The 26,010-nt window shown below is 73.5% G+C and carries 23 protein-coding genes and 1 tRNA gene; 9 read left to right on the top strand and 15 right to left on the bottom strand.

Annotation, left to right across the window (positions count from 1 at the left end; genetic code table 11):
* Nucleotides 1-2: 2 nt before the first annotated feature.
* Nucleotides 3-1,010, top strand: a complete 1,008-nt coding sequence (locus ABZ621_RS04420; RefSeq protein ID WP_360600556.1) for an ABC transporter ATP-binding protein — start codon at nucleotides 3-5, stop codon at nucleotides 1,008-1,010.
* Entirely contained in the window at nucleotides 1,007-1,723 is a 717-nt protein-coding gene (locus ABZ621_RS04415) for an ABC transporter ATP-binding protein (protein WP_043219280.1), read from the top strand. The genes ABZ621_RS04420 and ABZ621_RS04415 overlap by 4 nt, the downstream gene beginning before the upstream one ends.
* A 69-nt stretch (nucleotides 1,724-1,792) precedes the next feature.
* Here ABZ621_RS04415 and ABZ621_RS04410 read toward each other — a convergent pair whose 3' ends face one another.
* Nucleotides 1,793-2,449 (bottom strand): response regulator, encoded by a 657-nt coding sequence (locus tag ABZ621_RS04410; protein WP_359526574.1) that lies wholly within the window; start codon nucleotides 2,447-2,449, stop codon nucleotides 1,793-1,795.
* A gap of 115 nt (nucleotides 2,450-2,564) precedes the next feature.
* Here ABZ621_RS04410 and ABZ621_RS04405 point away from each other — a divergent pair.
* A tRNA-Leu gene (locus tag ABZ621_RS04405) sits at nucleotides 2,565-2,637 on the top strand.
* Nucleotides 2,638-2,665: 28 nt separating this feature from the next.
* On the opposite strand, the gene ABZ621_RS04400 is transcribed toward ABZ621_RS04405, so the two are convergent.
* The 4 genes from ABZ621_RS04400 to ABZ621_RS04385 form a co-directional block, all read right to left on the bottom strand.
* The gene (locus ABZ621_RS04400) at nucleotides 2,666-3,391 is read right to left on the bottom strand and encodes an aspartate/glutamate racemase family protein (protein WP_360600553.1); all 726 of its coding nucleotides are present in this window, start codon (nucleotides 3,389-3,391) and stop codon (nucleotides 2,666-2,668) included.
* 35 nt (nucleotides 3,392-3,426) lie between these two features.
* Nucleotides 3,427-4,920 carry an NCS1 family nucleobase:cation symporter-1 gene (locus ABZ621_RS04395; protein ID WP_360600551.1) on the bottom strand — a complete coding sequence of 498 codons (1,494 nt, stop codon included), beginning with the start codon at nucleotides 4,918-4,920 and terminating at the stop codon, nucleotides 3,427-3,429.
* 284 nt (nucleotides 4,921-5,204) lie between these two features.
* A complete protein-coding gene (gene pyk, locus ABZ621_RS04390) occupies nucleotides 5,205-6,632 on the bottom strand; it encodes a pyruvate kinase (RefSeq protein WP_360600549.1) in 1,428 nt (475 codons plus the stop codon).
* A gap of 147 nt (nucleotides 6,633-6,779) precedes the next feature.
* Complete coding sequence (locus ABZ621_RS04385) at nucleotides 6,780-7,463, bottom strand: SIMPL domain-containing protein (RefSeq protein WP_360600547.1); 684 nt, start codon at nucleotides 7,461-7,463, stop codon at nucleotides 6,780-6,782.
* A gap of 146 nt (nucleotides 7,464-7,609) precedes the next feature.
* Between ABZ621_RS04385 and ABZ621_RS04380 the strand changes: the two genes are divergently transcribed.
* Nucleotides 7,610-9,406 carry a 5'-nucleotidase C-terminal domain-containing protein gene (locus ABZ621_RS04380; protein ID WP_360600545.1) on the top strand — a complete coding sequence of 599 codons (1,797 nt, stop codon included), beginning with the start codon at nucleotides 7,610-7,612 and terminating at the stop codon, nucleotides 9,404-9,406.
* 18 nt (nucleotides 9,407-9,424) lie between these two features.
* Here ABZ621_RS04380 and ABZ621_RS04375 read toward each other — a convergent pair whose 3' ends face one another.
* From ABZ621_RS04375 to ABZ621_RS04350, 6 genes are all read right to left on the bottom strand, one after another.
* A complete protein-coding gene (locus tag ABZ621_RS04375; protein WP_360600543.1) occupies nucleotides 9,425-10,837 on the bottom strand; it encodes a SidA/IucD/PvdA family monooxygenase in 1,413 nt (470 codons plus the stop codon).
* Nucleotides 10,834-12,225, bottom strand: coding sequence for an aminotransferase class V-fold PLP-dependent enzyme (locus ABZ621_RS04370; RefSeq protein WP_360600541.1), 1,392 nt, complete (start codon nucleotides 12,223-12,225; stop codon nucleotides 10,834-10,836). The genes ABZ621_RS04375 and ABZ621_RS04370 overlap by 4 nt, the downstream gene beginning before the upstream one ends.
* A 102-nt stretch (nucleotides 12,226-12,327) precedes the next feature.
* Nucleotides 12,328-14,814, bottom strand: coding sequence for an aminopeptidase N (pepN, locus tag ABZ621_RS04365; RefSeq protein WP_360600539.1), 2,487 nt, complete (start codon nucleotides 14,812-14,814; stop codon nucleotides 12,328-12,330).
* A 78-nt stretch (nucleotides 14,815-14,892) separates the two neighbouring features.
* The gene (locus ABZ621_RS04360; RefSeq protein ID WP_360600537.1) at nucleotides 14,893-15,882 is read right to left on the bottom strand and encodes an asparaginase domain-containing protein; all 990 of its coding nucleotides are present in this window, start codon (nucleotides 15,880-15,882) and stop codon (nucleotides 14,893-14,895) included.
* A complete protein-coding gene (locus tag ABZ621_RS04355; RefSeq protein ID WP_189945232.1) occupies nucleotides 15,882-16,208 on the bottom strand; it encodes a chorismate mutase in 327 nt (108 codons plus the stop codon). The genes ABZ621_RS04360 and ABZ621_RS04355 overlap by 1 nt, the downstream gene beginning before the upstream one ends.
* 11 nt (nucleotides 16,209-16,219) lie before the next feature.
* The gene (locus ABZ621_RS04350; RefSeq protein WP_169085826.1) at nucleotides 16,220-17,107 is read right to left on the bottom strand and encodes an AraC family transcriptional regulator; all 888 of its coding nucleotides are present in this window, start codon (nucleotides 17,105-17,107) and stop codon (nucleotides 16,220-16,222) included.
* A gap of 94 nt (nucleotides 17,108-17,201) precedes the next feature.
* On the opposite strand from ABZ621_RS04350, the gene ABZ621_RS04345 reads away from it, so the two are divergent.
* The gene (locus ABZ621_RS04345; RefSeq protein ID WP_360600535.1) at nucleotides 17,202-18,953 is read left to right on the top strand and encodes a beta-galactosidase family protein; all 1,752 of its coding nucleotides are present in this window, start codon (nucleotides 17,202-17,204) and stop codon (nucleotides 18,951-18,953) included.
* A gap of 60 nt (nucleotides 18,954-19,013) precedes the next feature.
* Here ABZ621_RS04345 and ABZ621_RS04340 read toward each other — a convergent pair whose 3' ends face one another.
* On the bottom strand, nucleotides 19,014-19,799 hold the full coding sequence (locus tag ABZ621_RS04340) for a serine protease (protein WP_360600533.1): 786 nt from the start codon (nucleotides 19,797-19,799) through the stop codon (nucleotides 19,014-19,016).
* 193 nt (nucleotides 19,800-19,992) lie between these two features.
* On the opposite strand from ABZ621_RS04340, the gene ABZ621_RS04335 reads away from it, so the two are divergent.
* The 4 genes from ABZ621_RS04335 (at nucleotide 19,993) to ABZ621_RS04320 (ending at nucleotide 24,327) form a co-directional block, all read left to right on the top strand.
* On the top strand, nucleotides 19,993-20,898 hold the full coding sequence (locus tag ABZ621_RS04335; protein WP_360600531.1) for a hypothetical protein: 906 nt from the start codon (nucleotides 19,993-19,995) through the stop codon (nucleotides 20,896-20,898).
* 43 nt (nucleotides 20,899-20,941) lie between these two features.
* Nucleotides 20,942-21,700 carry a class I SAM-dependent methyltransferase gene (locus tag ABZ621_RS04330; protein WP_360600529.1) on the top strand — a complete coding sequence of 253 codons (759 nt, stop codon included), beginning with the start codon at nucleotides 20,942-20,944 and terminating at the stop codon, nucleotides 21,698-21,700.
* A gap of 52 nt (nucleotides 21,701-21,752) precedes the next feature.
* The gene (locus ABZ621_RS04325) at nucleotides 21,753-23,222 is read left to right on the top strand and encodes an ankyrin repeat domain-containing protein (RefSeq protein ID WP_360600527.1); all 1,470 of its coding nucleotides are present in this window, start codon (nucleotides 21,753-21,755) and stop codon (nucleotides 23,220-23,222) included.
* Between the two features lie 205 nt (nucleotides 23,223-23,427).
* Nucleotides 23,428-24,327, top strand: a complete 900-nt coding sequence (locus ABZ621_RS04320; protein WP_360600525.1) for a tyrosine-protein phosphatase — start codon at nucleotides 23,428-23,430, stop codon at nucleotides 24,325-24,327.
* A 64-nt stretch (nucleotides 24,328-24,391) separates the two neighbouring features.
* Here ABZ621_RS04320 and ABZ621_RS04315 read toward each other — a convergent pair whose 3' ends face one another.
* From ABZ621_RS04315 to ABZ621_RS04305, 3 genes are all read right to left on the bottom strand, one after another.
* Nucleotides 24,392-25,009, bottom strand: a complete 618-nt coding sequence (locus ABZ621_RS04315; protein ID WP_360600523.1) for a TetR/AcrR family transcriptional regulator — start codon at nucleotides 25,007-25,009, stop codon at nucleotides 24,392-24,394.
* A gap of 46 nt (nucleotides 25,010-25,055) precedes the next feature.
* Complete coding sequence (locus ABZ621_RS04310; RefSeq protein WP_360600521.1) at nucleotides 25,056-25,568, bottom strand: pyridoxamine 5'-phosphate oxidase family protein; 513 nt, start codon at nucleotides 25,566-25,568, stop codon at nucleotides 25,056-25,058.
* 64 nt (nucleotides 25,569-25,632) lie between these two features.
* Nucleotides 25,633-26,010, bottom strand: a complete 378-nt coding sequence (locus ABZ621_RS04305) for a VOC family protein (RefSeq protein WP_360600519.1) — start codon at nucleotides 26,008-26,010, stop codon at nucleotides 25,633-25,635.

The raw sequence follows: 26,010 nt of genomic DNA, 5'->3' as shown, positions 1-26,010 counted from the left end.
CCATGACGACGACCACCACCAAGGCCGACGCCACCGCGGAGCCGGCCGCCCGAGAGACCGTGCTCGACGCGCGCGGGGTCACCATGCGCTTCGGCGGTCTGACCGCCGTCCGCGACGTGAACCTGACCGTCAACGCCGGCGAGATCGTCGGTCTGATCGGCCCGAACGGCGCCGGCAAGACGACCTTCTTCAACTGCCTGACCGGTCTGTACGTGCCCACCGAGGGCGAGGTCCGCTACAAGAGCCAGGTCCTGCCGCCGAAGTCCTTCAAGGTCACCGCGGCCGGCATCGCCCGTACCTTCCAGAACATCCGTCTCTTCAACAACATGACGGTCCTGGAGAACGTGCTCGTCGGCCGGCACACCCGCACCAAGGAGGGCCTCTGGTCCGCCCTGCTGCGCGGGCCGGGCTTCAAGCGGGCCGAGGCGGCCTCCGAGAAGCGGGCGATGGAGCTCCTGGAGTTCGTCGGGCTCGCGGAGAAGGCGCAGCACCTCTCCAAGAACCTGCCGTACGGCGAGCAGCGCAAGCTGGAGATCGCCCGCGCCCTCGCGAGCGACCCGGGCCTGATCCTGCTCGACGAGCCGACCGCCGGCATGAACCCGCAGGAGACCCGGGCGGCCGAGGAACTCATCTTCGCCATCCGGGACATGGGCATCGCCGTGCTCGTCATCGAGCACGACATGCGCTTCATCTTCAACCTGTGCGACCGGGTCGCCGTGCTCGTGCAGGGCCAGAAGCTGATCGAGGGCGACAGCCAGACCGTCCAGAGCGACGAGCGGGTCATCGCCGCGTACCTCGGCGAGCCGATCGAGGACACCCCGGCGCCGAAGGCCGACGCCCCCGAGGCACCCGAGGCTCCGGAAGCCCCGGAGTCCCCCGAGGCCGAGGAGACCGAGGAGACCCCCGAGGCCGAGGAGACTCCCGAGGCTTCGGAGGACGAGGACGACACCCCGGCGGACGCGGCGGGCGCCGCGAAGGACGCCGCTCCGGGCAAGGAGAACGACGCATGACCGCACTGCTCGAAGTCGAGGACCTGCGCGTCGCCTACGGAAAGATCGAGGCCGTCAAGGGCATCTCCTTCTCCGTGGAGGCGGGCGAGGTCGTCACCCTCATCGGCACCAACGGCGCCGGGAAGACCACCACCCTGCGGACCCTCTCCGGGCTCCTCAAGCCGGTCGGCGGCCAGATCAAGTTCGAGGGCAAGTCCCTCCGCAAGATCCCCGCGCACAAGATCGTCTCGCTGGGTCTGGCCCACTCCCCCGAGGGCCGGCACATCTTCCCGCGCATGACCATCGAGGAGAACCTGCTCCTCGGCGCCTTCCTCCGGAAGGACAGCGCCGGCATCGCCAAGGACGTGCAGCGCGCCTACGACCTCTTCCCGATCCTGGGCGAGCGTCGCAAGCAGGCGGCCGGCACGCTCTCCGGCGGTGAGCAGCAGATGCTCGCCATGGGCCGGGCGCTGATGTCCCAGCCGAAGCTGCTCATGCTCGACGAGCCCTCCATGGGTCTGTCGCCGATCATGATGCAGAAGATCATGGCGACGATCGCCGAGCTGAAGGCCCAGGGCACCACGATCCTGCTCGTCGAGCAGAACGCCCAGGCCGCGCTGGCCCTCGCGGACCACGGTCACGTGATGGAGATCGGCAAGATCGTGCTCTCGGGCACGGGCGGCGACCTCCTGCACGACGAGTCGGTGCGCAAGGCGTACCTCGGCGAGGACTGAGCCGTACGCACACGAGGAGGCCCGCCCCGCATCGCGCGGGGCGGGCCTCCTGCCGTGTGCCGGTACGGGCTACTGCCCCTTGGCGGCCTTCTTCTCCTCGGCGTCCTCGATGACGGCCTCGGCGACCTGCTGCATGGACATGCGGCGGTCCATGGAGGTCTTCTGGATCCAGCGGAAGGCGGCCGGCTCGGAGAGGCCGTACTGGGTCTGGAGGATCGACTTGGCGCGGTCGACCAGCTTGCGCGTCTCCAGGCGCTGGCTGAGGTCGGCGACCTCCTGCTCCAGGGCGCGCAGCTCGGCGAAGCGGGAGACGGCCATCTCGATGGCGGGGACGACGTCGCTCTTGCTGAAGGGCTTGACCAGGTAGGCCATGGCGCCGGCGTCGCGGGCGCGCTCGACGAGGTCGCGCTGGGAGAAGGCGGTGAGCATGAGGACCGGGGCGATGGACTCGCCGGCGATCTTCTCGGCGGCGGAGATGCCGTCGAGCTTGGGCATCTTCACGTCCAGGATGACCAGGTCGGGGCGGTGCTCGCGGGCGAGTTCGACGGCGGTCTCGCCGTCGCCGGCCTCGCCGACGACCGTGTAGCCCTCCTCCTCCAGCATCTCCTTGAGGTCGAGGCGGATCAGGGCCTCGTCCTCGGCGATGACGACGCGGGTGGTCAGCGGCGGGACGTGGGACCCGTCGGCGTCGTCGGCGGCGGGCTGGGGCGACTCGGGGGCAGTCACGCGGGCTCCTCGTTCCATGGCCTCGTTCCGAGGCGGATACAGCTCCCCATGAGCCTACCCACCTCCTGTAAGGTAGGGGCACGGCGGGTGATCATGACCCTTGCTTTCAAAGGAAGCCCCGGTAGCCCAGCGGTAGAGGCAGTGGTCTCAAACACCATCCAGCGTGGGTTCGAATCCCACCCGGGGCACATTACCTTTGATTCCTAGGAATGAGACTTATCGGCCCCTCGGGGGCCAGTTGAGGATCGCCTTCGGTCGCGGCGGCGCGTAGGTGCGCACCTTCGAGGTGGACAGGCCGAGCCGCACGAGGGACTCGGCGACGGTCACGGCGGCGCTGACGCCGTCCACGACGGGGACGCCGGTGCGCTCCACCACCCGCTCGGCGAGGCCGGCCATGCCGCCGCAGCCCAGACAGATCACCTCGGCCCGGTCGTCCTCGACGGCGCGGACGGCCTGTTCGACGATCGCCTCGACGGTGGTCTCCTCGTCCTCCTCCAGGGCGAGCACGGGCAGTCCGCTGGCGCGCACCGAGGCGCAGCGGGCGCTGAGGCCCGCGACGTGCAGCCGCTCCTCGATCAGCGGGACCGTGCGGTCGAGGGTGGTGACGACGGAGTAGGCGCGGCCGAGGAACAGGGCGGTGCTCGCGGCGGCCTCGGTGATGTCGACGACGGGGACGTCGAGGAGTTCCTGGAGGCCCTCGCGGCCGTGCTCGCCGTAGCCGGCCTGGATCACGGCGTCGAAGGGCTCGGGGTGGGCGCGGACGGCCTCCATCACCGCGACGGCGGCGAGGTAGCTCTCGTAGTTGCCCTCGACGGACTCGGCGCCGAAGGCGGGGGTGAGGGGGACGATCTCGGTGCCGGGCGAGGCCGCGGCGGCGGCCTGCCGGCCGATGGCGTCGGTGATCGACTGCGTGGTGTTGACGTTGACGACGAGGATGCGCATGGGACGGCTTTCGGTCGGACAGGAGGGGGGCGGGGTCACTCGGCGGCGACGGCGATGGCCTCGCCGTCCACGTCGCGCATGGGGGCGGTGCGGTCGGCGATGACCGCGTAGACGGCGGCGCCGAGGAGGGCGCCGACGAACCAGGAGAAGCCCGCGACGGCGTGGAAGAAGGGGACGAGGGCGACGGCGACGGCGACCGCCGCGCTGGGCACGAAGGCGGCGACGGCGCGCGGGTTGAAGCCGGCGCGGTAGTGGTACTCGCCCCGCGGGTCCTCGCTGTACAGGTCGGGGACGTTGACCCGGGCCTTCCGGAGCAGCCAGTAGTCGGCCATGATCACGCCGAAGAGCGGGCCGAGGAGGGCGCCGAGTCCGCCGAGGAAGTAGTTGACGACGACCGGGCTGTCGTAGAGGTTCCAGGGCAGGATCACCAGGCCGACGAGGGCGCTGACCACGCCCGCCCGGCGGAAGTTCAGCCGGCGCGGGAAGAGGTCGATCAGGGCGTAGATCGGCGCCACGAAGTTGGCGAGCAGGTTGACCGCCACGGTGAGGGCGATCAGGGCGAGCGAGGCGACCGCGAGGAGCGCCATGTTCGGGATGGTGCGGACGATGTCGGTGGGGCTGGTGATGATCCGGCCGTCGAGCTTGAACTGGGCGCCGCTGAGGACGACGACGATCGCGGCGAAGAAGAGCATGTTCACCGGGATGCCGATGACGTTGCCGCGGACGATCGAGGAGCGGCTGCGGGCGGAGCGGGTGAAGTCGCAGAAGTTCAGGACGAAGGTGCCGTAGATGACCACCCAGAGGGCGGCGGCCTGGAGGATCTGGAGCCACATCTCGCCGCCGGAGAGCGGGGCGTCGACGGAGAAGGAGATCGAGCCGTCGGCCCGGACGAACATCCAGACGGCGAGGGCGCACATGGTGATCAGGGTGGTCGGCGCGGCGAAGGCCATGTAGCGGCGGATCATCTGCATGCCGTAGCTGACGATGACGAGCTGGACGGCCCAGAGGGCGAGGAAGGTGATCCAGCCGAGGGCGGACTGGCCGAGGAAGGAGCCCTCGTCCAGGGAGCCCAGGCCGGGGAACATCGCGATCAGCAGGGCGCCGAGGACGGTGGAGGCCAGATAGGTCTGGATGCCGAACCAGGCGATGGCGACGACGCCGCGGACGGCGGCGGGGATCTTGGCGCCCCGGATGCCGAAGGCGATGCGGCTCATGACCGGGAAGGGGACGCCGGTCTTGTGGCCCATGAAGCCGGAGAGCGTGAGCAGCAGGAAGAGCAGGACCGAGGCGAGGACGAAGGCCGCCAGGATGCCCCAGACGTTGAGGCCGAGGGCGAAGAGGCCGAGGGCGAAGGCGTAGTTCCCGAGGCTGTGCACGTCGTTGGCCCAGAGGGTGAAGACGTTGTACGCGCCCCAGCGCCGTCCTTCCCTCTTGGTGGGGGCCAGGTCGTAGGTGTAGAGGACGGAACTGGTGGTGGCGGCGGCCGGCGTCGCGGTCTCGGGCGGCCGGGTGGAGTCCAGGGCGGTCATCAGGGCCCTCACAGGTGCTCTGGGTCGCCGAGTGGCAGGGGGGTCTCCGGCGACCGAGGGAGTTGGGGGGCGGACATTCGGACGTTTCCACAAAGCGGAAGCCGATTTCCGTGCGACAGAACGTAGTTTTCGCCGAGAGGACCCGTCAAGGGCTCCCGGGCCGTAACTTCCGATTGGCATGCCAATCCGCCCGGGAACGCGAGAACCCCGCCACCAAGGCTGGTGGCGGGGTTTATTTCGGTATACCGTCGCGCGCGGTCGCTCCGGAGGCGCGTCGCTCGCGGCTACGAGAGCGGGTCTCCGATGTGGTGGACGCGGACGAGGTTGGTGGAGCCGGAGACGCCGGGCGGCGAGCCGGCCGTGATCACCACGACGTCGCCCTTCTTGCACCGCCCGATGCGGAGCAGCTCCTCGTCGACCTGGGCGACCATGGCGTCGGTGGAGTCGACGTGCGGGCCGAGGAAGGTCTCGACGCCCCAGGTGAGGTTGAGCTGCGAGCGGGTCGCCGGGTCCGGGGTGAAGGCGAGCAGCGGGATCGGCGAGCGGTAGCGGGAGAGCCGCCGGACGGTGTCGCCGGACTGGGTGAAGGCGACCAGGAACTTGGCCCCGAGGAAGTCGCCCATCTCGGCGGCGGCCCGGGCCACCGCGCCGCCCTGGGTGCGCGGCTTGTTCCGCTCGGTCAGCGGCGGCAGGCCCTTGGCGAGGACGTCCTCCTCGGCGGCCTCCACGATCCGGCTCATGGTGCGGACCGTCTCGATGGGGTGGCGGCCGACGCTGGTCTCGCCGGAGAGCATCACGGCGTCGGTGCCGTCGATGACGGCGTTGGCGACGTCGGAGGCCTCGGCGCGGGTGGGCCGGGAGTTGTCGATCATCGAGTCGAGCATCTGGGTGGCGACGATGACCGGCTTGGCGTTCCGCTTGGCGAGCTTGACCGCGCGCTTCTGGACGATCGGCACCTGCTCCAGCGGCATCTCGACGCCGAGGTCGCCGCGGGCGACCATGATGCCGTCGAAGGCGGCGACGATCTCCTCGATGTTCTCGACCGCCTGCGGCTTCTCGATCTTGGCGATGACCGGGAGGCGGCGGCCCTCCTCGTCCATGATCCGGTGGACGTCCTCGACGTCCCGGGCGGAGCGGACGAAGGAGAGGGCGATGACGTCGGCGCCGGTGCGCAGCGCCCAGCGGAGGTCCTCGACGTCCTTCTCGGAGAGGGCGGGGACGGAGACGGCGACGCCCGGGAGGTTGAGCCCCTTGTGGTCGGAGACCATGCCGCCCTCGACGACCCGGGTGTGCACCCGGGGGCCGTCGACGGAGGTGACCTCCAGGGTGACCCGGCCGTCGTCGACGAGGATCCGCTCACCGGCGGTGACGTCCTCGGCGAGGCCGGCGTAGGTGGTGCCGCAGCAGTGGCGGTCGCCCTCCGTCGGCTCGACGGTGATGGTGAACGCGTCGCCGCGTTCAAGCAGTACGGGCCCCTCGCGGAAACGGCCGAGCCGGATCTTCGGGCCTTGAAGGTCGGCGAGGACACCGACGCTGCGGCCGGTCTCGTCGGCCGCCTTGCGGACCCGCCGGTATCGCTCCTCGTGCTCGGCGTAGGTGCCGTGGCTGAGGTTGAGACGGGCCACGTCCATGCCGGCCTCGATCAACGCCTTGATCTGGTCGTATGTTTCGGTGGCGGGCCCAAGGGTACAAACGATTTTCGCTCGGCGCATGAGTCGAGCCTAGGGCCTTACCCATCAGTAGCCGTGGGGTCCCGCATGACTACTCAACAACCTTTCCGTGAAACGTTGTTGACAAGACTTGAATCTGTGCGCCGGAGTGCTCCGATGAGCGATTTTCGCGCCCTCGGGCGCCTCGTCTCAGAGTGCGGGCGGGCGCATCGTGAAGCGCGCAACGACCTCGGCGGTCACCGTCTGCCGCTGTGGTTCGAGGTCGAGCGTGGGGGCCCCGCCGGGCTCCTCCGCCGCGTAGGCGGTGAGCACCGGGGAGAAGCCGCCGCCGCCCCGCGCCCCCGGCTCGGACAGTCCGGCGTCCGACAGTTCGAGGAGTGAGCCCAGCGAGGTGTCCAGCGCCTCCGCGTAGGCCCGCGCCCGCCGCACCGCCTCCGTCACCGCGAGCCGGCGCGCCTCCGCGTACGCCTCCGAGTCCTGGCGCAGCTCCCACCACGGGCCGTACACCTCGACCTGGTCCCGGTCGGCGAGTTCGGGCACCAGCTCGCCGAGGGCGGTGAAGTCGGTGAGCTCGGCGGTGATCCGCACGTGCCCCTGGTGGATCCGGGTCCGCTCGCCCTTCCCCCGGCGCGGCCGCTCCGGGGCGACCGAGAAGCCGCCCGTCTCCAGCCTGGCCACGGCCGCCCCGCGCGCCTTGATCAGGTCGAGGACCTCGGCGTTGCGCCGGGTGAGGTCCGCGAGGACCGGGGCCCGGTCGACGCCGCGCGCCGAGACGGTCACCGCGATGCGGGCCAGCTCCGGCTCGACCTCGATCAGCCCCTCGCCACGGACCGTCACCTGCGGCGCCTCGGGGGTGGGGTGGGGGTGCGTCACGGCGGGCTCCTCCGGACCGGGGATCGGTGGCATACGAACACTTTCCCACTCCGTAACCCGAAAGGGCTGTTGCCGGCGAAAGGTCTGAGCCAGAATCTACGCGCGTTGTGCACCGAGGCAGCGCCACGGAACAAGGAGAGACACACATGCCGCTGAACCGCCGGACCTTCCTGGAGAGCTCCGCCGCCCTCGGGGCCGGGGCCGCCCTCACCGCCGGGACCGCCGCCCCCGCCGAGGCCCACGGAACCCGCCCCAGGCCGGCCAAGCGGTACTCCTTCACCGTCATGGGCACCACCGACCTGCACGGCAACGTCCTCAACTGGGACTACTTCACGGACAAGGAGTTCGACGACAAGGCCCACAACGACGTCGGCCTCGCCAAGATCTCCACCCTGGTGAACCAGGTCCGCGCCGCCAAGGGCCGCCGCAACACCCTCCTCATCGACGCCGGCGACACCATCCAGGGCACCCAGCTCTCGTACTACTACGCCAAGGTCGACCCGATCACCCGCCAGGGCGGCCCGGTCCACCCGATGGCCCAGGCCATGAACGCCATCGGCTACGACGCCGCCGCGCTCGGCAACCACGAGTTCAACTACGGCATCCCGGTGCTGCGGAAGTTCGAGGAGCAGTGCGACTTCCCGCTGCTCGGCGCCAACGCGCTCGACGCGAAGACGCTGCGCCCGGCCTTCCCCCCGTACAGCTTCCACCGGCTGCGCACCCCGCACGGCAAGGACGTCCGCGTCGCGGTCCTCGGCCTGACCAACCCCGGCATCGCCATCTGGGACAAGGCCAACGTCAACGGCAGGATGGTCTTCCCCGGCCTGGAGGAGCAGGCCGCGAAGTGGGTGCCGAAGCTGCGCTCCATGGGCGCCGACGTCGTGATCGTCTCCGCCCACTCCGGCTCCAGCGGCACCTCCTCGTACGGCGACCAGCTCCCCCACGTCGAGAACGCGGCCGGCCTCGTCGCCGAGCAGGTCCCCGGCATCGACGCGATCCTCGTCGGCCACGCCCACACCGAGATCCCCGAGTACCGGATCGCCAACAAGGAGACCGGCAAGGAGGTCGTCCTCTCCGAGCCGCTCAAGTGGGGCCAGCGCCTCACCCTCTTCGACTTCGACCTCGTGTGGGAGAAGGGCCGCTGGACGGTGGAGAAGGTCGCCGCCCAGGTCCTCAACTCCAACACCGTGGAGGAGGACCCGGAGATCACCGGGCTCCTCGCCGACGAGCACAAGAAGGTCGTGGCCTACGTCAACACCGTCATCGGCACCTCCACCGCCGTCATGACCACGGCCGACGCGCCGTGGAAGGACGAGCCGATCATCGACCTGATCAACGTCGTCCAGGCGGAGACCGTGAAGGCGGCCCTGGCCGGCGGCGCGTACGCGGCCCTGCCGGTGCTCTCGCAGGCCTCCTGCTTCTCCCGCACGGCCCGCATCCCGGCCGGCGAGATCACCATCAAGGACGCCGCCGGGCTCTACCCCTTCGAGAACACCCTGGAGGCCCGCCTGATGACGGGCGCCCAGCTGAAGGAGTACCTGGAGTACTCGGCGAAGTACTACGTCCAGACCCCGGCGGGCGCCCCCGTCGACACCGCGAAGCTCACCAACGCGGACGGCACCCCGGACTACAACTACGACGCCGTCTCCGGGCTCACGTACGACATCGACATCGCCAAGCCGGCCGGGCAGCGGATCACCGGCCTCTCCTTCGAGGGCGAGCCGCTCGACCCGGCCGCGCGGTTCGTCCTCGCCGTCAACAACTACCGCGCCAGCGGCGGCGGTGCCTTCCCGCACGTCGCCAAGGCCGAGCAGCTGTGGGCGAACTCGGACGAGATCCGCAACACGATCATCCAGTGGGTGCAGGCCAAGGGCACGGTCGACCCGGGGCAGTTCGCGTCCGTGGGCTGGAAGCTGACCCGGGACGGCACCCCCGTCTTCTAAGGGCTCTCCCCCAGGGGCTCAGTGCTCCACGAGAGGCGTCAGCTTCCGTTCCTGCGACGGAATGCTCGGCGCCTCTCGCGCCACCAGGCCGAAGCTGGTGAAGGCGGTCCGGCGCGGCAGCGGGTACGGCTCCTTGCCGGTCACCGCGTTGAGGATCACCGCGCTGCGCCAGGCCGCCAGGCCCAGGTCGGGGGCGCCCACGCCATGGGTGTGGCGCTCCGCGTTCTGCACGTACACCGCGCCGGTGACGGACGGGTCGAGGACCAGCCGGTAGTGCTCGTCGATCCTCGCCCGGCCCGCCGCGTCGTGCCGCAGGTACGGATCGAGGCCGGCCAGCATCCGGTCGACCGGGCGCTCCCGGTAGCCGGTGGCGAGGACCACGGCGTCGGTGGTGAGCCGGGACCGGGTGCCCTGCTGGACGTGCTCCAGGTGCAGCTCGACCTGCGTGGTGGCGACCCGGCCGGCCGTGCGGACCCGCACCCCGGGGGTGAGGACGGCGTCCGGCCAGCCGCCGTGCAGGGTGCGGCGGTACAGCTCGTCGTGGACGGCGGCGATGGTCTCCGCGTCGATCCCCTTGTGCAACTGCCACTGACGGGGCACGAGTTCGCCCCTGACCTGCTCGGGCAGGGCGTGGAAGTAGCGGGTGTAGTCGGGGGTGAAGTGCTCCAGGCCCAGCTTCGAGTACTCCATCGGCGCGAAGGCCTCGGTGCGGGAGAGCCAGCTGATCCGCTCGGCGCCGGCCGGCCGGCCCCGCAGCAGGTCGAGGAAGACCTCGGCGCCGGACTGGCCGGAGCCGATGACGGTGACGTGCCCGGCGGCGAGCAGCGACTCCCGGTGGGCGAGGTAGTCGGCGGCGTGGATCACCGGCACGCCGGGGGCGTCGGCGAGCGGGCGCAGCGGCTCGGGGACGTACGGCTCGGTGCCGACGCCCAGGACCACGTTCCGGCTGTAGGCGCGGCCGAGGGCGGCGGCCTCGCCGTCCGGGTCGAGCTGGGTGAAGTCGACCTCGAAGAGGCGCCGTTCGGGGTTCCAGCGCACCGAGTCGACCTGGTGGCCGAAGTGCAGGCCGGGCAGCCGCTCGCTGACCCAGCGGCAGTAGGCGTCGTACTCGGCCCGCTGGATGTGGAACTTCTCCGCGAAGTAGAAGGGGAAGAGGCGCTCGCGGCTCTTCAGGTAGGCGAGGAAGGACCAGGGGCTGGCCGGGTCGGCGAGGGTCACCAGGTCGGCGAGGAAGGGCACTTGGAGGGTGGATCCCTCGATGAGGAGGCCCGGGTGCCAGTGGAAGGCCGGGCGCTGCTCGAAGAAGCTCGCGGCGATGCCGCCGGGGACGCCGTCGGCGAGGGCGGCGAGCGAGAGGTTGAACGGGCCGATGCCGACGCCCACCAGGTCGTGCGGGCGGTCGAGGTCCTGCTGGGGGGTGCTGCCGGTCATCGGTCGGTGCTGCCTTCCACGAGTGCCGCGAGGATGAGGGCGACGAGCCGGTCCAGGTCGTCGGGGGTGGTGTGGGGGTTGAGGAGGGTGGCCTTGAGCCAGAGCCGGCCGTCGGCCTCGGCGCGGCCGAGGACGGCGCGGCCCTCGGCGAGGAGCCGGCGGCGGACCCCGGCGACCGCCGCGTCGTCGGCGCCGGCGGGGCGGAAGAGGACGGTGGTGAGGACGGGCCGGTCGCGGAGTTCGAGGTCCGGGTGCTTCTCCACCAGGTCGGCGAGGTCCCGGGCGCGCTCCACGCACCGGTCCACCAGGGCGCCGAGCCCGGTCCTGCCGAGGGCGCGCAGGGTGACGGCGGCCTTGAGGACGTCGGGGCGGCGGGTGGTGCGCAGGGAGCGGCCGAGGAGGTCGGGGAGGCCGGCCTCGGTGTCGTCGTCGGCGTTGAGGTAGTCGGCGGTGTGGGCGAGGGCGGCGAGGTCGCCGCACTCGCGGACGGCGAGGAGCCCGGCGGCGACCGGCTGCCAGCCGAGCTTGTGCAGGTCGAGGGTGACGGTGCGGGCCCGGTCCAGGCCGTCCAGGAGGTGGCGGTGGGCGGCGCTGAGGAGGACCGGGCCGCCGTAGGCGGCGTCGACGTGCAGCTCGGCGCCGTGCGCGGCGCAGGCGTCGGCGAGGGCGGGCAGCGGGTCGATCAGTCCCTCGTCGGTGGTGCCGGCGGTGGCGGCGAGGAGGACCGGCCCGTCCTGGGCGGCGAGGACCCGGGCGGTGGCCTCCGGGTCGAGGACCCCGCGCGGGGTCGGGACGGTGACCGGCTCGGGGAGGCCGAGGAGCCAGGCGGCGCGGTGGACGGAGTGGTGGGTGTGGGCGCCGGTGACGGTGGTGAGGCCGGGGCCGTGCCGCTCGCGGGCGAGGAGCAGGGCGAGCTGGTTGGACTCGGTGCCGCCGGTGGTGACGAGCGCGTCGGGCCGGTCGGCCGCCGGGAAGACCTCGGCGGCGAGCGCGGCGGTCACCTCGGCCTCCAGGGCGGAGGCGGCCGGGGCCTGGTCCCAGGAGTCCATCGAGGGGTTGAGCGCGGCGGCGGCCAGGTCGGCGGCGGCGGCGAGGGCCAGCGGCGGGGTGTGCAGATGGGCGGCGCACAGCGGGTGCGCGGGGTCGGCGGCGCCGGCGGCGACCAGGTGCACGAGGGTGCGCAGCGCCTCGTCCGCCCCGGTCCCGGTCTCGGGGAGTACGTCTCCGAGGGCGGCGCGCACGCGTGCCGTGACGGCCGCCGGTCCGCCGGGCGGCAGCGGCCCGCCGCGTTCCTCTGCGCCGGTGCGCAGCGCGTCCAGGGTGATGCCGAGGAGCCGGCTGAGCGGGGTGGGCTGGGCGGCGAGGGGCGGCGGGGGTGCGACACGCATGGACGACAGGGTGCCGGGGCCGGTGCGCCGCTGTCCGGGGAGTCGGGGGTTGTGACCCGAACGAGGGACGGCACCCCGGTGCGGGGTGCCGTCCCTTCGGTATCAGCCCTGGCGGACGCGCAGGGCGCGGGCCAGGTCGTCGAGCTGGTCGACGAGCTTGCGCCGCAGGGCCGGGATCATGGCGTCGTCGGCGAGCCGGCGTTCGCCGAGGGCGAGGGAGTCGGCGTCGATCGCGTACGCGGGGAAGGCGTACCGGCCGGCGGCCTCGGCCATCGCGGGGCCCCGGCGGTCGCCGAGCGCGGCGGCGGCGTCGTAGAAGCGCTCGACGTACTCGCCGACCAGGTCGGCCTGTTCGGGCTGCCAGAAGCCCAGGGCGGTGGCGGTGAAGAGGTAGTTCGACAGGTCGTCGGAGTCGAACATGGCGGCCCAGGCCGCCGCCTTGGCGGCCGGGTCGGGCAGCGAGGCGCGGCAGCGGGCCGCGCCCTCCTGGCCGGTGGCGCTGGGGTCGCGCTCCAGCTCGGCGGCGATGGCGGCCTCGTCGGTGGCGCCGAGGACGGCGAGCCGGGCGAGGATCCGCCAGCGCAGCTCGGGGTCGAGCTCGGGGCCGCCGTGGACGGTGCCCTCGTCGAGCCAGGAGGCGATCTGGTCGGGGGTGGTGGCGCTGTCGATGAGGGCGCGGACGGCGGTGAGGCGCAGTCCGGGGTCCTCGCCGTCCTCGGTGCGGCGGAGCAGGGCGCGGGCGATCTCGCGGAGGGTGGCGAGGGCGGCGGAGCGCTGCTCCCCGGCGACGTACCGGTCGGCGACCTGCTGCCGGGCGAAGGCGAGGACGCCCTGGACGACGCCGAGTTCGGTCTCCTCGGTGAGGTGGGCGAGGGCGGTCTCCAGGTAGTCGGCGGGGGCCAGTTCGCCGTCGCGGACCATGTCGCGGAGGCTGTTCCAGACGACGGCGCGGGTGAGCGGGTCGGGGACGCGGGCGAGGCCGCGGAGGGCGGACTCCTCGGAGACCTCGTCGAAGCGGAGCTTGGCGTAGCTGAGGTCGCCGTCGTTGAGGACGACGAGGGCCGGGCGGGGGCCGGTGAGGCGGGCGGGCTCCTGCTGCGGGACGTCGAGGGCGACGCGCTCGCGCAGGGCGAGTTCGCCGTCGGGGCGGCGGTCGTACAGGCCGGCCTCGATGCGGTGGGGGCGGCTGCCGGCGCGGTCGACGGTGAGCTCCCAGCGGCTTCCCTCGCCGGTGAGCCGGGGGGTGAGGGTGTCGACGCCGGTGGTGCGCAGCCACTGCTCGGCCCAGGCGTGGACGTCGCGGTCGGTGGCGGCGGCGAGGTTGTCGATGAAGTCGGCGAGGGTGGCGTTGCCGAACTTGTGGCGCTTGAAGTGGATGTTGATGCCGGCGAGGAAGTCGGCCTCGCCGAGCCAGGTGACGAGCTGGCGGAGGGCGGAGGCGCCCTTGGCGTAGGAGATGCCGTCGAAGTTGAGGAGGGCGGAGGCGGTGTCGGGGACGGCCTCGGGGTCGGGGGCGACGGGGTGGGTGGAGGGGCGCTGGTCGGCGTCGTACCCCCAGGCCTTGCGGGCGACGCCGAAGTCGATCCAGGTGTCGGCGAAGAGGTCGGAGCAGGCTTCGTTGACGGTCTGGTAGCCCATGTACTCGGCGAAGGACTCGTTCAGCCAGATGTCGTCCCACCAGCGGAGGGTGACGAGGTCGCCGAACCACATGTGGGCCATCTCGTGGGCGATGACCATGGCGCGGGTCATCCGCTCGGTGGCGGTGACGGCGGAGCGGAAGACGAACTCGTCGCGGAAGGTGACGAGGCCGGGGTTCTCCATGGCGCCGGCGTTGAACTCGGGGACGAAGGCCTGGTCGTACGAGTCGAACGGGTAGGGCTCGTCGAACTTCTCGTGGAAGCGGTCGTAGCAGGCCTTGGTGACGGCGATGATCTCGTCGGCGTCGGCGTCGAGGTAGGGGGCGAGCGAGCGGCGGCAGTGGATGCCGAAGGGCAGTCCGGCGTGCTCGGTGCGGACCGAGTGCCAGGGTCCGGCGGCGACGCAGACGAAGTAGGTGGAGAGCGGCGGGGTGGTGGCCGCGGTCCAGCGGCCGTCGTCCTGCTGCTCGGTGATGCCGTTGGAGAGGACGGTCCAGCCCTCGGGGGCGGTGACGGCGATGTCGAAGACGGCCTTCAGGTCGGGCTGGTCGAAGGCGGCGAAGACGCGCTGGACGTCCTCCATGAAGAGCTGGGTGTAGACGTAGGACTCGCCGTCGGTGGGGTCGAGGAAGCGGTGCATGCCCTCGCCGGTGTGCGAGTAGCGCATGGTGGCGGTGAGGGTCAGCTCGTGCTCGCCCTCGGTGAGGTCGAGCGGGAGCCGGTTCTCGGTGAGCGCGGCGGGGTCGAGCGGCTTGCCGTCGAGGGTCGCGGAGTGCAGGGTGTCCGGCTTGACTTCGACGAAGGTGGACCCGGCGGCGCGGGCGGTGAAGCGGATGCGGCTGGTGGACCCGAAGGTCTCGTCGCCGTCGGTGAGGTCGAGGTCCACCGTGTAGTGGTGGACGTCGAGCAGCTGGGCACGGGTCTGCGCTTCGTCGCGCGTCAGTACGGACATGGCCCTATGCTGCCCGATCGTCCGGTCGGCGGGCAGGGGTGACGTCGATCCGTCCCGGTTCGGGGGCTCCCAAGCGGTTCAGGCGAGGCCGGTGCCGTCGAGGTGGGCGAAGGCGGCGGTGATCCGGGGGCGGTCGTAGCCGGCGGGCCCGGCGGCGCCGCTGGAGACGAGGGCGGCGAGCAGCAGCCGGGCCTTGGCGGGGTCGAGCGGGCCGGCCGGGATCAGGCCGTGGTGGAGGAGGTCGTGCTCGGAGCCGGGGCCGCGGTAGGTCTCGGTGAGTCCGGTGCCCGCTCCGGTGCGGGAGGCGAGGACGACCGGGATGCGGCGGGCGAGCTCCGCGAGGGGTTCGACGAGCCAGGAGGGGGCGTGGCCGGCGCCGAAGGCGGCGACGACGAGGCCCTGGAAGCGGTCGTCGACGGCGGGGAGCAGCTCGCCCCGGTCGCCGAGGGTGAGGGTGAGCAGGGCGATCCGGACCGTGGGGTCGTAGGAGAGCCGGCAGGGCGCGGTGGGCACGGCGGGGCGGAGCAGGATCCGCGGGGTGCCCTCGACGACGGTGCCGAGGGGGCCGGCGCCGGGCGAGGCGAAGGTGGCGACCGAGGTGGTGTGGGTCTTGCGGGCGTGCCGGGCGGCGTGGATCTCGTCGGCGAGGACGACGAGGACGCCCAGGCCCCGGCAGGCGGGGTCGGCGGCGACGGCGAGGGCGGCGGCGAGGTTGGCGGGGCCGTCGGCGCCGGGCAGGTCGGGGCGGCGCATGGCGCCGGTGACGGCGATGGGGGCCCGCTCGGTGGGGCAGAGCAGGTCGAGGAGGAAGGCGGTCTCCTCCAGGGTGTCGGTGCCCTGGACGACGACGACGCCGGAGCCGGCGGCGACCGTCTCGTTCACCTCGGCGGCGAGGGCGGCGAGGTCTTCGGGGGCGAGGGAGGAGGAGGGGAGCCGGCGGAAGTCGCGCAGCTCGACGTCCTCGGGGGCGCCGAGGGCCGCGAGGACCTCGGGGCCGGTCATCCGGGCCGCGTCACCGCCTCGCGCGGAGATGGTCCCTCCGAGGGTGAAGACCGTGACGCGGGCCATCAGCGTGCTCCGTCCGCAATCGTCTCGTGGTGGCGGATGACCTCGGCGATGATGAAGTTGAGGAGCTTCTCCGCGAAGGCCGGGTCCAGTTTGGCGCTCTCGGCGAGTTCCCGCAGCCGGGCGATCTGGCGGGCCTCGCGGGCCGGGTCGGCGGGCGGCAGCTGGTGCTCGGCCTTGAGGACGCCGACCTGCTGGGTGCACTTGAAGCGTTCGGCGAGCATGTGGACGACGGCGGCGTCGATGTTGTCGATCGACTCGCGCAGCCGGGTCAGCTCGGCTCGGACGGCGGGGTCGATGTCGCGGGAGTCGTTCCTGGTGTCGCTCATGGTCAGCGAGCCTAGCCGGAGTCCCCGGTGAGGGTGGGCGGGTGTTCGGGATCCGGTACGCGGTCGCTCCAGCCGCCGTGGACGGCGCGGCCCTGCTGCTCGCGGAAGCGGACGGGGGCCAGTCCGACCCTTCGGGTGAAGAGGCGGGAGAAGTAGGCGGGGTCGTCGTAGCCGACGCGGCGGGCGACGGAGGCGACGGGCAGTTCGGTGGCGGCGAGGAGTTCCTTGGCGCGGCCGAGGCGGACGGTGAGCAGGTAGTCCTTGGGGCTGCAGCCGGCGGCGCGGCGGACGGCGGCGCGCAGCTCGGCGGCGGTCATTCCGTGCCGGGCGGCGTGTTCGGCGACGGAGAGCGGCTGGAAGGCGTCGCGGGCGAGGCCGGTGAGGACGGGGTCGCCGTCGGCGTCGGTGTCGGCGCGGGCGCGGCGCAGGGCGACGAGGAGTTCGTGGACGGCGGCGGCGGTCTCGACCTCCAGGAGCGGGTTGCCGGGGCGGGCGGCGCGGGCGATGCGGCCGATGGCGGCGCGGGCGGGGCCGGCGTCGGCGAGGGGGACGACGGGCCGGTCGGGTTCGATGTAGCCGAGTTCGGTGTAGGTGGCGGCGGCGGGTCCGGTGAAGTCGACGAAGGACTCGTCCCAGCCGGTGGCGGGGTCGGCGCCGTAGTGGTGGGGGACGCCGGGGGTGAGCCAGAGGAGGGCGGGGGCGGCGACGGGGGTGGTGCGGCCGTCTGCGGAGCGGTACCAGCCGCCGCCGGCGGAGACGAGGACGGCGACGTGGTGGTCGAGGGTGCGGGGGCCGACGACGGGGAGCCTGCCGTGCTGGAGTCCGACGCCGAGGCAGACGAGGCCGAGGCGGTGGTGAACGGGGCCGGGCGTGAAGTAGCGCATCCAGGTGTGGTACATCCGCCGGCCCGCCCCTCCGCGCCCTGTCTAACGTCCAAACTGCGACGATCTTTGTCCATGGACCGGTCCGCCGCCAGGGGGCGAGGGTGAGGCCATGAGCACGTTCGCTGTGGGTGACGAGGACTTTCTGCTCGACGGGCGGCCGGTGCGGCTGCTGTCGGGGGCGCTGCACTACTTCCGGGTGCACGAGGGGCACTGGGAGCACCGGCTCCGGATGCTGCGGGCGATGGGCCTGGAGTGCGTGGAGACGTACGTGCCGTGGAACCTGCACGAGCCGGAGCCGGGCCGGTGGGCGGATCCGGAGGCGCTGGGCCGCTTCCTGGACGCGGTGGCGGCGGCGGGGATGCGGGCGCTCGTGCGCCCGGGACCCTACATCTGCGCGGAGTGGGAGAACGGGGGGCTTCCGCACTGGGTGACGGGGCCGCTGGGGCGGCGGGTGCGGACCCGGGACCCGGAGTTCCTGGCGCCGGTGGAGCGGTGGTTCCGGCGGCTGCTGCCGCAGGTGGTGGCGCGGCAGGCGGACCGGGGCGGGCCGGTGCTGATGGTCCAGGTGGAGAACGAGTACGGGAGTTACGGGAGTGACGCCCGCTATCTGGAGTGGCTGGCGGGGCTGCTGCGGGAGTGCGGGGTGACGGTGCCGCTCTTCACCTCGGACGGGCCGGAGGACCACATGCTGACGGGCGGTTCGGTGCCGGGGGTGCTCGCGACGGCGAACTTCGGCTCGGGCGCGGAGGAGGGGTTCGCGGCGCTGCGCCGGCACCGTCCGTCGGGGCCGCTGATGTGCATGGAGTTCTGGTGCGGCTGGTTCGACCACTGGGGCACGGAGCACGCGGCGCGGGACGCGGCGGACGCGGCGGAGGCGCTGCGGGAGGTCCTGAAGCGCGGGGCGTCGGTGAACGTCTACATGGCGCACGGGGGCTCGAACTTCGGCGGCTGGGCGGGCGCGAACCGCTCGGGCGACCTGCACGACGGCCGGCTGCTGCCGACGGTGACCTCGTACGACTACGACGCCCCGGTGGACGAGTGGGGCCGGCCCACGGAGAAGTACCACCGCTTCCGGGAGGTGCTGGCGCGGTACGCGGCGGGCCCGCTGCCCGAGGTGCCGGAGCCGCCGGCGCGGCTGGCGGCGCCGGTGCGGGCGGAGGCGGCCCAGTGGGCGTCGCTCGGCGCGGTCCTGGGGGCGCTGGGCCGTCGGGAGGCCGAGGCGGGGGTGCCGCCGACCTTCGAGGAGCTGGACGTGGACCGGGGTCTGGTGCGGTACCGCTTCTTCGTGCCGGGGCCGCGGCAGCCGTATCCGCTGGCGGTGACGGGGCTGCGGGACCGGGCGCAGGTGTGGGTGGACGGCGTCTTCGCCGGGGTGCTCACGGAGGAGGACGCGGTGCTGCCCGAGCCGGTGGCGGGGCCGGCGGTCGTGGACGTGTGGGTGGAGTCGCTGGGCCGGGTGAACTACGGGCCGCGGCTCGCCGAGCCGAAGGGGATCACCGGTGGGCTGCTGCACGAGCGGCAGTACGTGCACGGGGTACGGGCCCGGGGGCTGCGCCTGGACGCGTTCACGGCGGAGGCGGTGGGCCGGGTGCCGTTCCGGCCGGCGGCGGAGCGGTCCGACGGGCGGGGTCTGTACCGGGCCTCGGTGGAGGTGGCGGGCGCCGGGGACGCGGAGCTGCGGCTGCCGGGCGCGGGCCGGGGCTTCGTCTGGGTGAACGGCTTCTGCCTGGGCCGCTCCTGGCCGTCGGCGGGCCCGCAGGAGGGCCTGTTCGTGCCGGGCCCGGTGCTGCGGGAGGGGACGAACGAGGTGTGGGTGCTGGAGCTGGAGGGCGACGGGCCCTCGGGTGTGGAGCTGCGCTGAGGGGGACGGGGTGGGGCCCCGGGGCGCTGTGCCGCCCCGGGGCCCCGGTCCTGGGGTGGGTTACAGCGTGGCCGCGGCGGACTTGATCGCGGCGGCGAAGGTCGAGACCTCCGTGTAGACGCCGGGGTAGCCGGCCCGCGCGCAGCCCTCGCCCCAGCTCACGATGCCGACCTGGATCCAGGCGCCGGCGTTGTCCTTGCGGAACATCGGGCCGCCGGAGTCGCCCTGGCAGGTGTCGACCCCGCCCTGGCTGTATCCGGCGCAGATCTCCTCGGACGGGACCAGGTCGCTGCCGTACGCGGCCTGGCAGGAGACGTCCGAGACGAAGGGGACGTTGGCCTTGAGGAGGTAGCGCTGCTGCGCGCCGCCCTCGCGGGCCGCGCCCCAGCCGGCCACGGTGAAGGTGCCGCTGTTGTACGCGGTGGTCTCGGCGATCTTCAGGGTGGGCAGCGAGGTGATGGGGCTGGCGAGCTTGATGAGCGCCCAGTCCTTGCCCTTGCCGTTGTAGCCGGGGGCCTGGAGGACCTTGGTGGAGCGGACCTTGATGGCGCTGCTCGACTGGAGGTCCACGACGCCGGCGGTGGCGGTGATGGAGGTGTTGTTGCCGGAGCCGCTGACGCAGTGGGCGGCGGTGAGGACGATCTGCGGGCTGATCAGGGAGCCGCCGCAGCCCATGGAGAGCCGGACCATCCAGGGGAACTCGCCCTGGGCGGCGCGGGTGCCGCCGACGACCGGCGCGGGGGCCGCGGTGGCGGTGGAGGCGGGCTGGAGGCTGAGCGCGGCGAGCGCGACGGCGCCGGCGGCGGCGAGTTTCTGCAGGGTGCGGACGAACCTGTTCTTCTGCACGGTCTGCCTTCTTTCGTGGGGGGTGGCGCATGGGGGGTGCGGCACCGACGGTGGGTCGCGCACGCCCCGCTTGCTGACATGCGCCCGTCAAGCCATGTCCGGATTATGGACAGCTTCAACTGCCGCCACAAGGAAGCCTTTTCGGCCAGACATCGTGCCCGGACCGTACAGTGGAGGGCGGGGGTGAGGACGCATGACGGACCGCCACGGGGCCGACCGGGTCCGCGAGGACACCCATGGGGTGGAGCACGGCTTCCCCCACCGGGAGGCCGTACGGGCCTCGCTCACCGCCCTCTACCGCCGCCTCGGACCCACCGGCGTCGACCGCTATCCGACCAGCGTGACCGCCGCCGACGTGGCCCTCTCCCCCGGCGAGGACCCGCTCCTCGGCGCCACCCGGGTCGCCGGGGTCCTGGTCCGCCACCTGCGCCTCCCGGAAGCCCGGATGGTGGTGTCGTTCCGCGAGATGGAGCACGCCGCCACCGTCGAACTCGCCGCGGGACCCGAGTACTTCGTCGAACTCAACGCACGCTTCCGGGGCCGCCCCCGGGACATCGGCGCCGCCCTCGCCCACGAGATCACCCACGTCCTGCTGCACCGCCTCGGCCTGGGCTTCCCCGACGGGGAACGGAACGAGATCCTCACCGACGTCGTGACCGCCTACCTCGGCGCGGGCTGGCTGCTTCTCGACGCCTTCCGGCAGGACGGCGCCGAGAGCCAGAAGCTCGGCTACCTCACCCCGGAGGAGTTCGGCTGGGTGCTCGCCCGGCGCGCCGAGCTCTTCGGCGAGGACCCCTCGCCGTGGTTCACCAGCGCGGCCGCGTACGAGGCCTGGCGGCGCGGCCGGGCGGAGGCGCGCCGGGAACGGCGGCTGCCGCCGCTCGCCGCCGCGGGCTGGACGGCCCGCCGCCGCTACGCCCACGACCGCCGGCTCGGCCGCGCCGCCCCCGACGCCCCGTACGCCTTCACCGGCGGCGCGCCCGCGACCGGCGTCACCTTCCCCTGCCCGGTCTGCCACCAGCGGCTGCGCGTCCCGGCCGGACGCGACGTACGGGCCCGCTGCCGGCTGTGCGGGGCGGTCCACGACTGCGCCGGGTGAAAAAATCCGCGCACGTCACGGCCCCGATGGGGACAATGCGGGCATGACGCGGAGTTTCGAAGACCTGGTGGCGGAGGCCGAGGCGGCCCCGATGGAGGGCTGGGACTTCTCCTGGCTCGACGGTCGGGCCGCCGAGCAGCGGCCCTCCTGGGGCTACCAGCGGCTGCTCGGCGAGCGGCTGGCCGCGGCCACGGCCGCGCTGGACGTCCAGACCGGCGGCGGGGAGGTGCTGGCCGGGGCGGGGAAGCTGCCGCCGCTGACGGCGGCCACCGAGTCCTGGCCGCCGAACGTGGCCGCGGCGACCCGGCTGCTGCACCCGCTCGGCGCGGTCGTCGTCCACGACGAGGACGAGCCGCCGCTGCCCTTCGGCGACGCCGCCTTCGACCTGGTCGTCAGCCGCCACCCGGTGACCGTGTGGTGGGCCGAGATCGCCCGCGTGCTGCGGCCCGGAGGCACCTACCTCTCCCAGCAGGTGGGCCCGGCCAGCGTCTTCGAGCTGGTCGAGTACTTCCTCGGTCCGCAGCCGGAGGAGGTCCGCCGGGCCCGGCACCCCGAGGACGCGCGGCGGGACGCCGAGGCGGCTGGCCTGGAGGTGGTGGACCTGCGCGCGGAGGCGCTGCGGACCGAGTTCCGGGACGTCGGCGCGGTGGTCTGGTTCCTGCGGAAGGTGATCTGGATGGTGCCGGGCTTCACGGTGGAGGCGTACCGGGACCGGCTGCGGGAGCTGCACGAACGGATCGGCCGCGAGGGGCCGTTCACGGCCACGACGAGCCGCTTCCTCATCGAGGCGCGCAAGCGCTGAGCCGGCCGGAACGGATTTGCGCCCGGACCGGACGGCGGGTCAGGGTCGTGCCATGAGCACGCTGTTCGACGCCATCACGGGCGGGGACGAGGACGCGGTCGTCCGGGCCCTGCGCGCGGGGGCCGACCCCGAGGCCACCGACGACGGGGAGACCGCCCTCTACCGGGCGGCGGTCGCCGACGAACCGGGGATCGTACGGCTGCTGCTCGCCGCCGGGGCCGACCCGGGGCGGGCGAGTGGGCCCGAGGGCGGCGATCTGCCGCTGTGCGGGGCGGCCTGCGGCGGGCACGCCGAGACCGTGCGGGCACTGCTCGCGGCGGGCGCCGGGGTCGACCAGGAGGAGGAGTTCGGATTCACCGCGCTGGCCTGGGCGGTGCGGCTCGGGCACGCCGAGGTCGTACGGGCGCTGCTCGCGGCCGGGGCCGCGCCCGACCGGGTCGGACCCGACGGCCTTGAGCCGCTGGCCGCCGCCGCCCGGCGGGGCTCCGCCGCCTGCGTACGGGCGCTGCTCGACGGCGGGGCGCGGGGCGCCGAGGGCGCGCTGCGGGAGGCGCGGCGGTGGATCGGGGTGGACGTGGCGGCCGAGCTGCGGCGCGGACTCGTCGCCGGGAACGGCGGCGGGGAGACGTACGAGGCCGTGGTGCGGCGGGTGCGGGAGGACGGCGGGGTGACCGTGGTCGTCGAGCTGCTGCGGGAGGACGGGCGGCCCGGGCGCGGCGACGAGCGGCAGACCGGGCACGCGGCGGTCGCGACCCTCCTGGAGGTGGCGCTGGGCCTGCGCGTGCCGCACGAGGAGCTGGCCGCGCGGGCGCTGCGCCGCGGCGACCCGGAGCTGGACGACTGGACGACGGCGGTGGACGCGCTCGCCGGGCGGGCCGACGAGGAGACCTTCGTGGCGGCGGCGGCCTGGTGCGCCGACCGCGATCCGCTGCGGCGGGCGCTCGGCGCGCGCGTCCTGGGCACCCTGCCGGGGTTCGCGGCGAGCGCGGTGCCGGTGCTGCGGAGCGTGGCGGTGGAGGCGGGAGAGCCGGCGCGGGAGCCGGTGCTGTCGGTGGTGACGGCGCTCGGGGCGTGCGGGGACCCGGCGGCGGTGCCGGAGCTGCTCGCCGCGGCGGATCACCCGGACCCGGAGGTGCGGCGGGCGGTGGCGGGCGCGCTCGCCGGGCTCGTGCCGGCCGGGCACCTGGAGGCGTTCGGGGTGCTGCTGGAGCTGAGCCGGGACGGGGACGCGCGGGTGCGGGACTGGGCGGTGCTGGCCCTCGCCGAGCTGCCGGACGACACCCCGCTCGTGCGGGAGGCGCTGGCGGAGCGGCTCGCCGACCCCGATCCGGAGACGGCGGCGGAGGCGGCCCGCGGGCTCGCCATCCGGCAGGACCCGCGGGCGGTGGACGCGCTCGCGGCGGTCCTGGCGGACGGCGACCCGGACGGCGCGCCCCGGGAGACGGCGCTGGCCGCCCTGGAGTTCGTGCGCGACGCCCGGGTCAGGACCCGGCTCGAATGGACCGCCCCGCGCCGCCGTTGACGCCCGCCGGGGCGGGGGTGCGCCTCGCGCGCCTTCCGCGCACGGTGCCGCGCTTCCCGACCGGCGCCACGGAGCGGCAGCGCGCCGCGGCCCGCGGGCTCTCCGGGGGCGAGTAGCCGGCACGACCCTCCCCGTCGGCCCCACCGGGCTGCTACCTTCCCCCTCGACGTCACCTAACTAATGTTTGGTGGAAGGGAAGTCGGCCATGCCCCTGTCGAGACGCGCACTGCTGAGCACCGCCGGTACCGCCGGCGCCGCCGCCGCCCTGGCCGCGGTCGCCCCTCCGGCCGCCGCCCGCCCCAGGACCGGCAGCCCGATCCGCCAGATCCCGCTCCAGGGCGCGGTGAACGTCCGCGACCTGGGCGGCTACCCCACCTACGACGGCGAACGGGTCCGCCACGGACTCGTCTACCGGGGCGACCACCTCGGGAAGCTCACCGACGCCGACCTGCTCACGCTCGCCGGACTCGGACTCGCCCGCGCCGTCGACTTCCGGATCCCGACGGAGGTCGGGTACGACGGCACCGACCGGCTCCCCGCCGGGGTGGCCGCGGTCTCCCGGCCCGTCACCGACAACGGCCTCTTCGGGCAGCTGATGGCCGCGATCGGCTCGCGCGACCCGGTGCGGCAGGAGCAGATGCTCGGCGGCGGGCGGGCGGCCGCCTTCATGTCGGACGTGTACCGGACCTTCGTCACCGACCCGGCCAACCGGGAGGCCTTCGGACGGACCCTGCGCGAGCTCGCCGCGCCCGGCTCGGGCCCGGCGCTCTACCACTGCACCTCGGGCAAGGACCGCACCGGCTGGACCAGTTGGCTGCTGCTGCTCCTCGTCGGCGTGCCGGAACGGTTCGCCACCGAGGACTACCTGGCCTCCAACGCCCTCCGCGCCGCCCACGACGCCCGGGTCCGCGAAGGGCTCAAGCAGGGCGGCCTCATGCAGAACCCGGAGCTGATCGTGCCTCTCCAGGAGGTCCGCCAGGAGTACCTGGACGCGGCCCTCGGCGAGGTCCGCGCCGGCTACGGCGGCCTGTACCGCTATGTGACGGCCGGCCTCGGCCTGGACCCGCGCGCCCTCGCGGGCCTGCGGGAGCGGCTGGCCGGCTGACGCGGGGCGCGGCGCGGCCCGTGCGGGGGCCGCGCCCACCCGCGTACGACGAGGACGGGGGGTGTCAGCCGCCCACCGCGATGCCGTCGAGGACCATCGACAGGTACTGGCGGGCGATCTCCTCGGGGCTGTGCCGGCCGCCCGGCCGGTACCAGGAGGCCGCGACCCAGACGGTGTCCCGGACGAAGCGGTAGGTGAGCCGGATGTCGAGGTCGGCGCGGAACACCCCGTCCGCCACACCCCGCTCCAGGGTGCCGAGCCACGCCTTCTCGAACCTGCGCTGCGAGTCCGCGAGGTAGTGGAAGCGGGGCAGGTCCGTGAGGTGGCGGGACTCCTTCTGGTAGATGGCGACGGCGGCGCGGTGCCGGTCGATCTCCCGGAAGGACTCGGTGACGAGGGCCTCGATGGTCTCCCGGGGACCGAGACCGGCGGCGAGGACGGCGTCGTACCCCTCCCACAGCTCGTCGAGGAAGGTGGAGAGGATCTCGTCGAGCATCGACTCCTTGGAGTCGAAGTGGTAGTAGAGGCTGCCGGCGAGCATGCCGGCGGCGTCCGCGATCTTGCGGACGGTGGTGGCGTTGTACCCCTGGGCGGCGAACACCTCGGCGGCGGTGTCGAGGAGTTCCCGGCGCCGCTCGGGCGCCGGTGCGTTCACCTGGTTCTTCTTCTTGGTCGCTGACACCCGCCCATTGTCGTCGGTCCGCGCCCGGGCGTCCGCGCCGAAGCGGTCACCCGTCCTCGCGCGGCGGGGCGTCGTCGTTGCCGCGCGACAGGGTGCGCAGCGCGCGGCCGGGGCGCCAGGTGGCGAAGTGGATCTCGTCGCCCGACACCCAGATCCGCACCACCTCGGCGGGCTCCACCCGGAAGAGGTGGAAGGGCAGCGGCGCCCCGGCCTCGGCGGCGTACCGCGCGAGCGCGTCCGGGTCGGTGACCTCGACGGCCCGGCCGGAGATCCGGACGTCCCCGCCGCCCATGTCCGTCCCGGAGCCGGGGTTGGCGAGCAGCGAGAACCGGGGGTCGCGGCGCAGGTCGAGCGCCTTGCGCGAGTTCGGCATCATGCCGAGCCACAGCTCGCCGCCCCGGAAGTCGGCCTCGATGCCGCTGAGCCGCGGCGAGCCGTCCTTCCTGAGGGTCGCGAGGGCGTGGTGGGTGTACTGCCCGAAGCGCTCGCGCACGGTCGCGGCGAAGGCGGGTTCGGCGGCTTCGAAGTCCGCCCAGGTGAGGGTTCCGGTGTCGCTCATGATCCAAGGAAACACCGGATACCCGACACCTACTGTCCGGATTGCTCCGGGTGTCCGGCAGCGGTCAGGCGCCGGCCCGCTCCGCCTTGCTGCGCTCCACGCAGAACTCGTTGCCCTCCGGGTCGACCAGGGTCGCCCAGCCCGTCCCGTCCGGCTTGCGGTGGTCGTCGAGCAGCTTCGCCCCGAGCGCGAGCAACCGCTCGACCTCCTCGTCCCGGGTCCGGTCCTGCGGCTGGAGGTCCAGGTGGACCCGGTTCTTCACCGTCTTCCCCTCGGGGACCCGGATGAAGAGCAGGGAGGCACCCGCCGATTCGACCGTGGCCTCGGGGTCCCCGGGGTTGTCGTCGTCGGCGAGCCTGCCGTCGAGCACCTCCGCCCAGAACGTGGCGAGGGTGTAGGCGTCGGCGCAGTCGATGGTCACATGGCGTACGAGAGAGCTCAT

The sequence above is a fragment of the Streptomyces sp. NPDC007863 genome, from assembly GCF_040633895.1.
Lineage (GTDB): Bacteria > Actinomycetota > Actinomycetes > Streptomycetales > Streptomycetaceae > Streptomyces.
Note: the sequence above shows the minus strand (reverse complement) of the source record. Positions and strands in the feature narration are given on the sequence as shown.

Excerpts from the sequence above, each read along its gene's own strand:
- ABZ621_RS04420 (WP_360600556.1), top strand. The coding sequence starts at position 3 with ATGACGACGACCACCACCAAGGCCGACGCCACCGCGGAGCCGGCCGCC.
- ABZ621_RS04415 (WP_043219280.1), top strand. The coding sequence starts at position 1,007 with ATGACCGCACTGCTCGAAGTCGAGGACCTGCGCGTCGCCTACGGAAAG.
- ABZ621_RS04400 (WP_360600553.1), bottom strand. The coding sequence starts at position 3,391 with ATGCGCATCCTCGTCGTCAACGTCAACACCACGCAGTCGATCACCGAC.
- ABZ621_RS04395 (WP_360600551.1), bottom strand. The coding sequence starts at position 4,920 with ATGACCGCCCTGGACTCCACCCGGCCGCCCGAGACCGCGACGCCGGCC.
- pyk (WP_360600549.1), bottom strand. The coding sequence starts at position 6,632 with ATGCGCCGAGCGAAAATCGTTTGTACCCTTGGGCCCGCCACCGAAACA.
- ABZ621_RS04380 (WP_360600545.1), top strand. The coding sequence starts at position 7,610 with ATGCCGCTGAACCGCCGGACCTTCCTGGAGAGCTCCGCCGCCCTCGGG.
- ABZ621_RS04375 (WP_360600543.1), bottom strand. The coding sequence starts at position 10,837 with ATGACCGGCAGCACCCCCCAGCAGGACCTCGACCGCCCGCACGACCTG.
- ABZ621_RS04370 (WP_360600541.1), bottom strand. The coding sequence starts at position 12,225 with ATGCGTGTCGCACCCCCGCCGCCCCTCGCCGCCCAGCCCACCCCGCTC.
- pepN (WP_360600539.1), bottom strand. The coding sequence starts at position 14,814 with ATGTCCGTACTGACGCGCGACGAAGCGCAGACCCGTGCCCAGCTGCTC.
- ABZ621_RS04360 (WP_360600537.1), bottom strand. The coding sequence starts at position 15,882 with ATGGCCCGCGTCACGGTCTTCACCCTCGGAGGGACCATCTCCGCGCGA.
- ABZ621_RS04355 (WP_189945232.1), bottom strand. The coding sequence starts at position 16,208 with ATGAGCGACACCAGGAACGACTCCCGCGACATCGACCCCGCCGTCCGA.
- ABZ621_RS04350 (WP_169085826.1), bottom strand. The coding sequence starts at position 17,107 with ATGTACCACACCTGGATGCGCTACTTCACGCCCGGCCCCGTTCACCAC.
- ABZ621_RS04345 (WP_360600535.1), top strand. The coding sequence starts at position 17,202 with ATGAGCACGTTCGCTGTGGGTGACGAGGACTTTCTGCTCGACGGGCGG.
- ABZ621_RS04335 (WP_360600531.1), top strand. The coding sequence starts at position 19,993 with ATGACGGACCGCCACGGGGCCGACCGGGTCCGCGAGGACACCCATGGG.
- ABZ621_RS04330 (WP_360600529.1), top strand. The coding sequence starts at position 20,942 with ATGACGCGGAGTTTCGAAGACCTGGTGGCGGAGGCCGAGGCGGCCCCG.
- ABZ621_RS04325 (WP_360600527.1), top strand. The coding sequence starts at position 21,753 with ATGAGCACGCTGTTCGACGCCATCACGGGCGGGGACGAGGACGCGGTC.
- ABZ621_RS04320 (WP_360600525.1), top strand. The coding sequence starts at position 23,428 with ATGCCCCTGTCGAGACGCGCACTGCTGAGCACCGCCGGTACCGCCGGC.
- ABZ621_RS04310 (WP_360600521.1), bottom strand. The coding sequence starts at position 25,568 with ATGAGCGACACCGGAACCCTCACCTGGGCGGACTTCGAAGCCGCCGAA.
- ABZ621_RS04305 (WP_360600519.1), bottom strand. The coding sequence starts at position 26,010 with ATGAGCTCTCTCGTACGCCATGTGACCATCGACTGCGCCGACGCCTAC.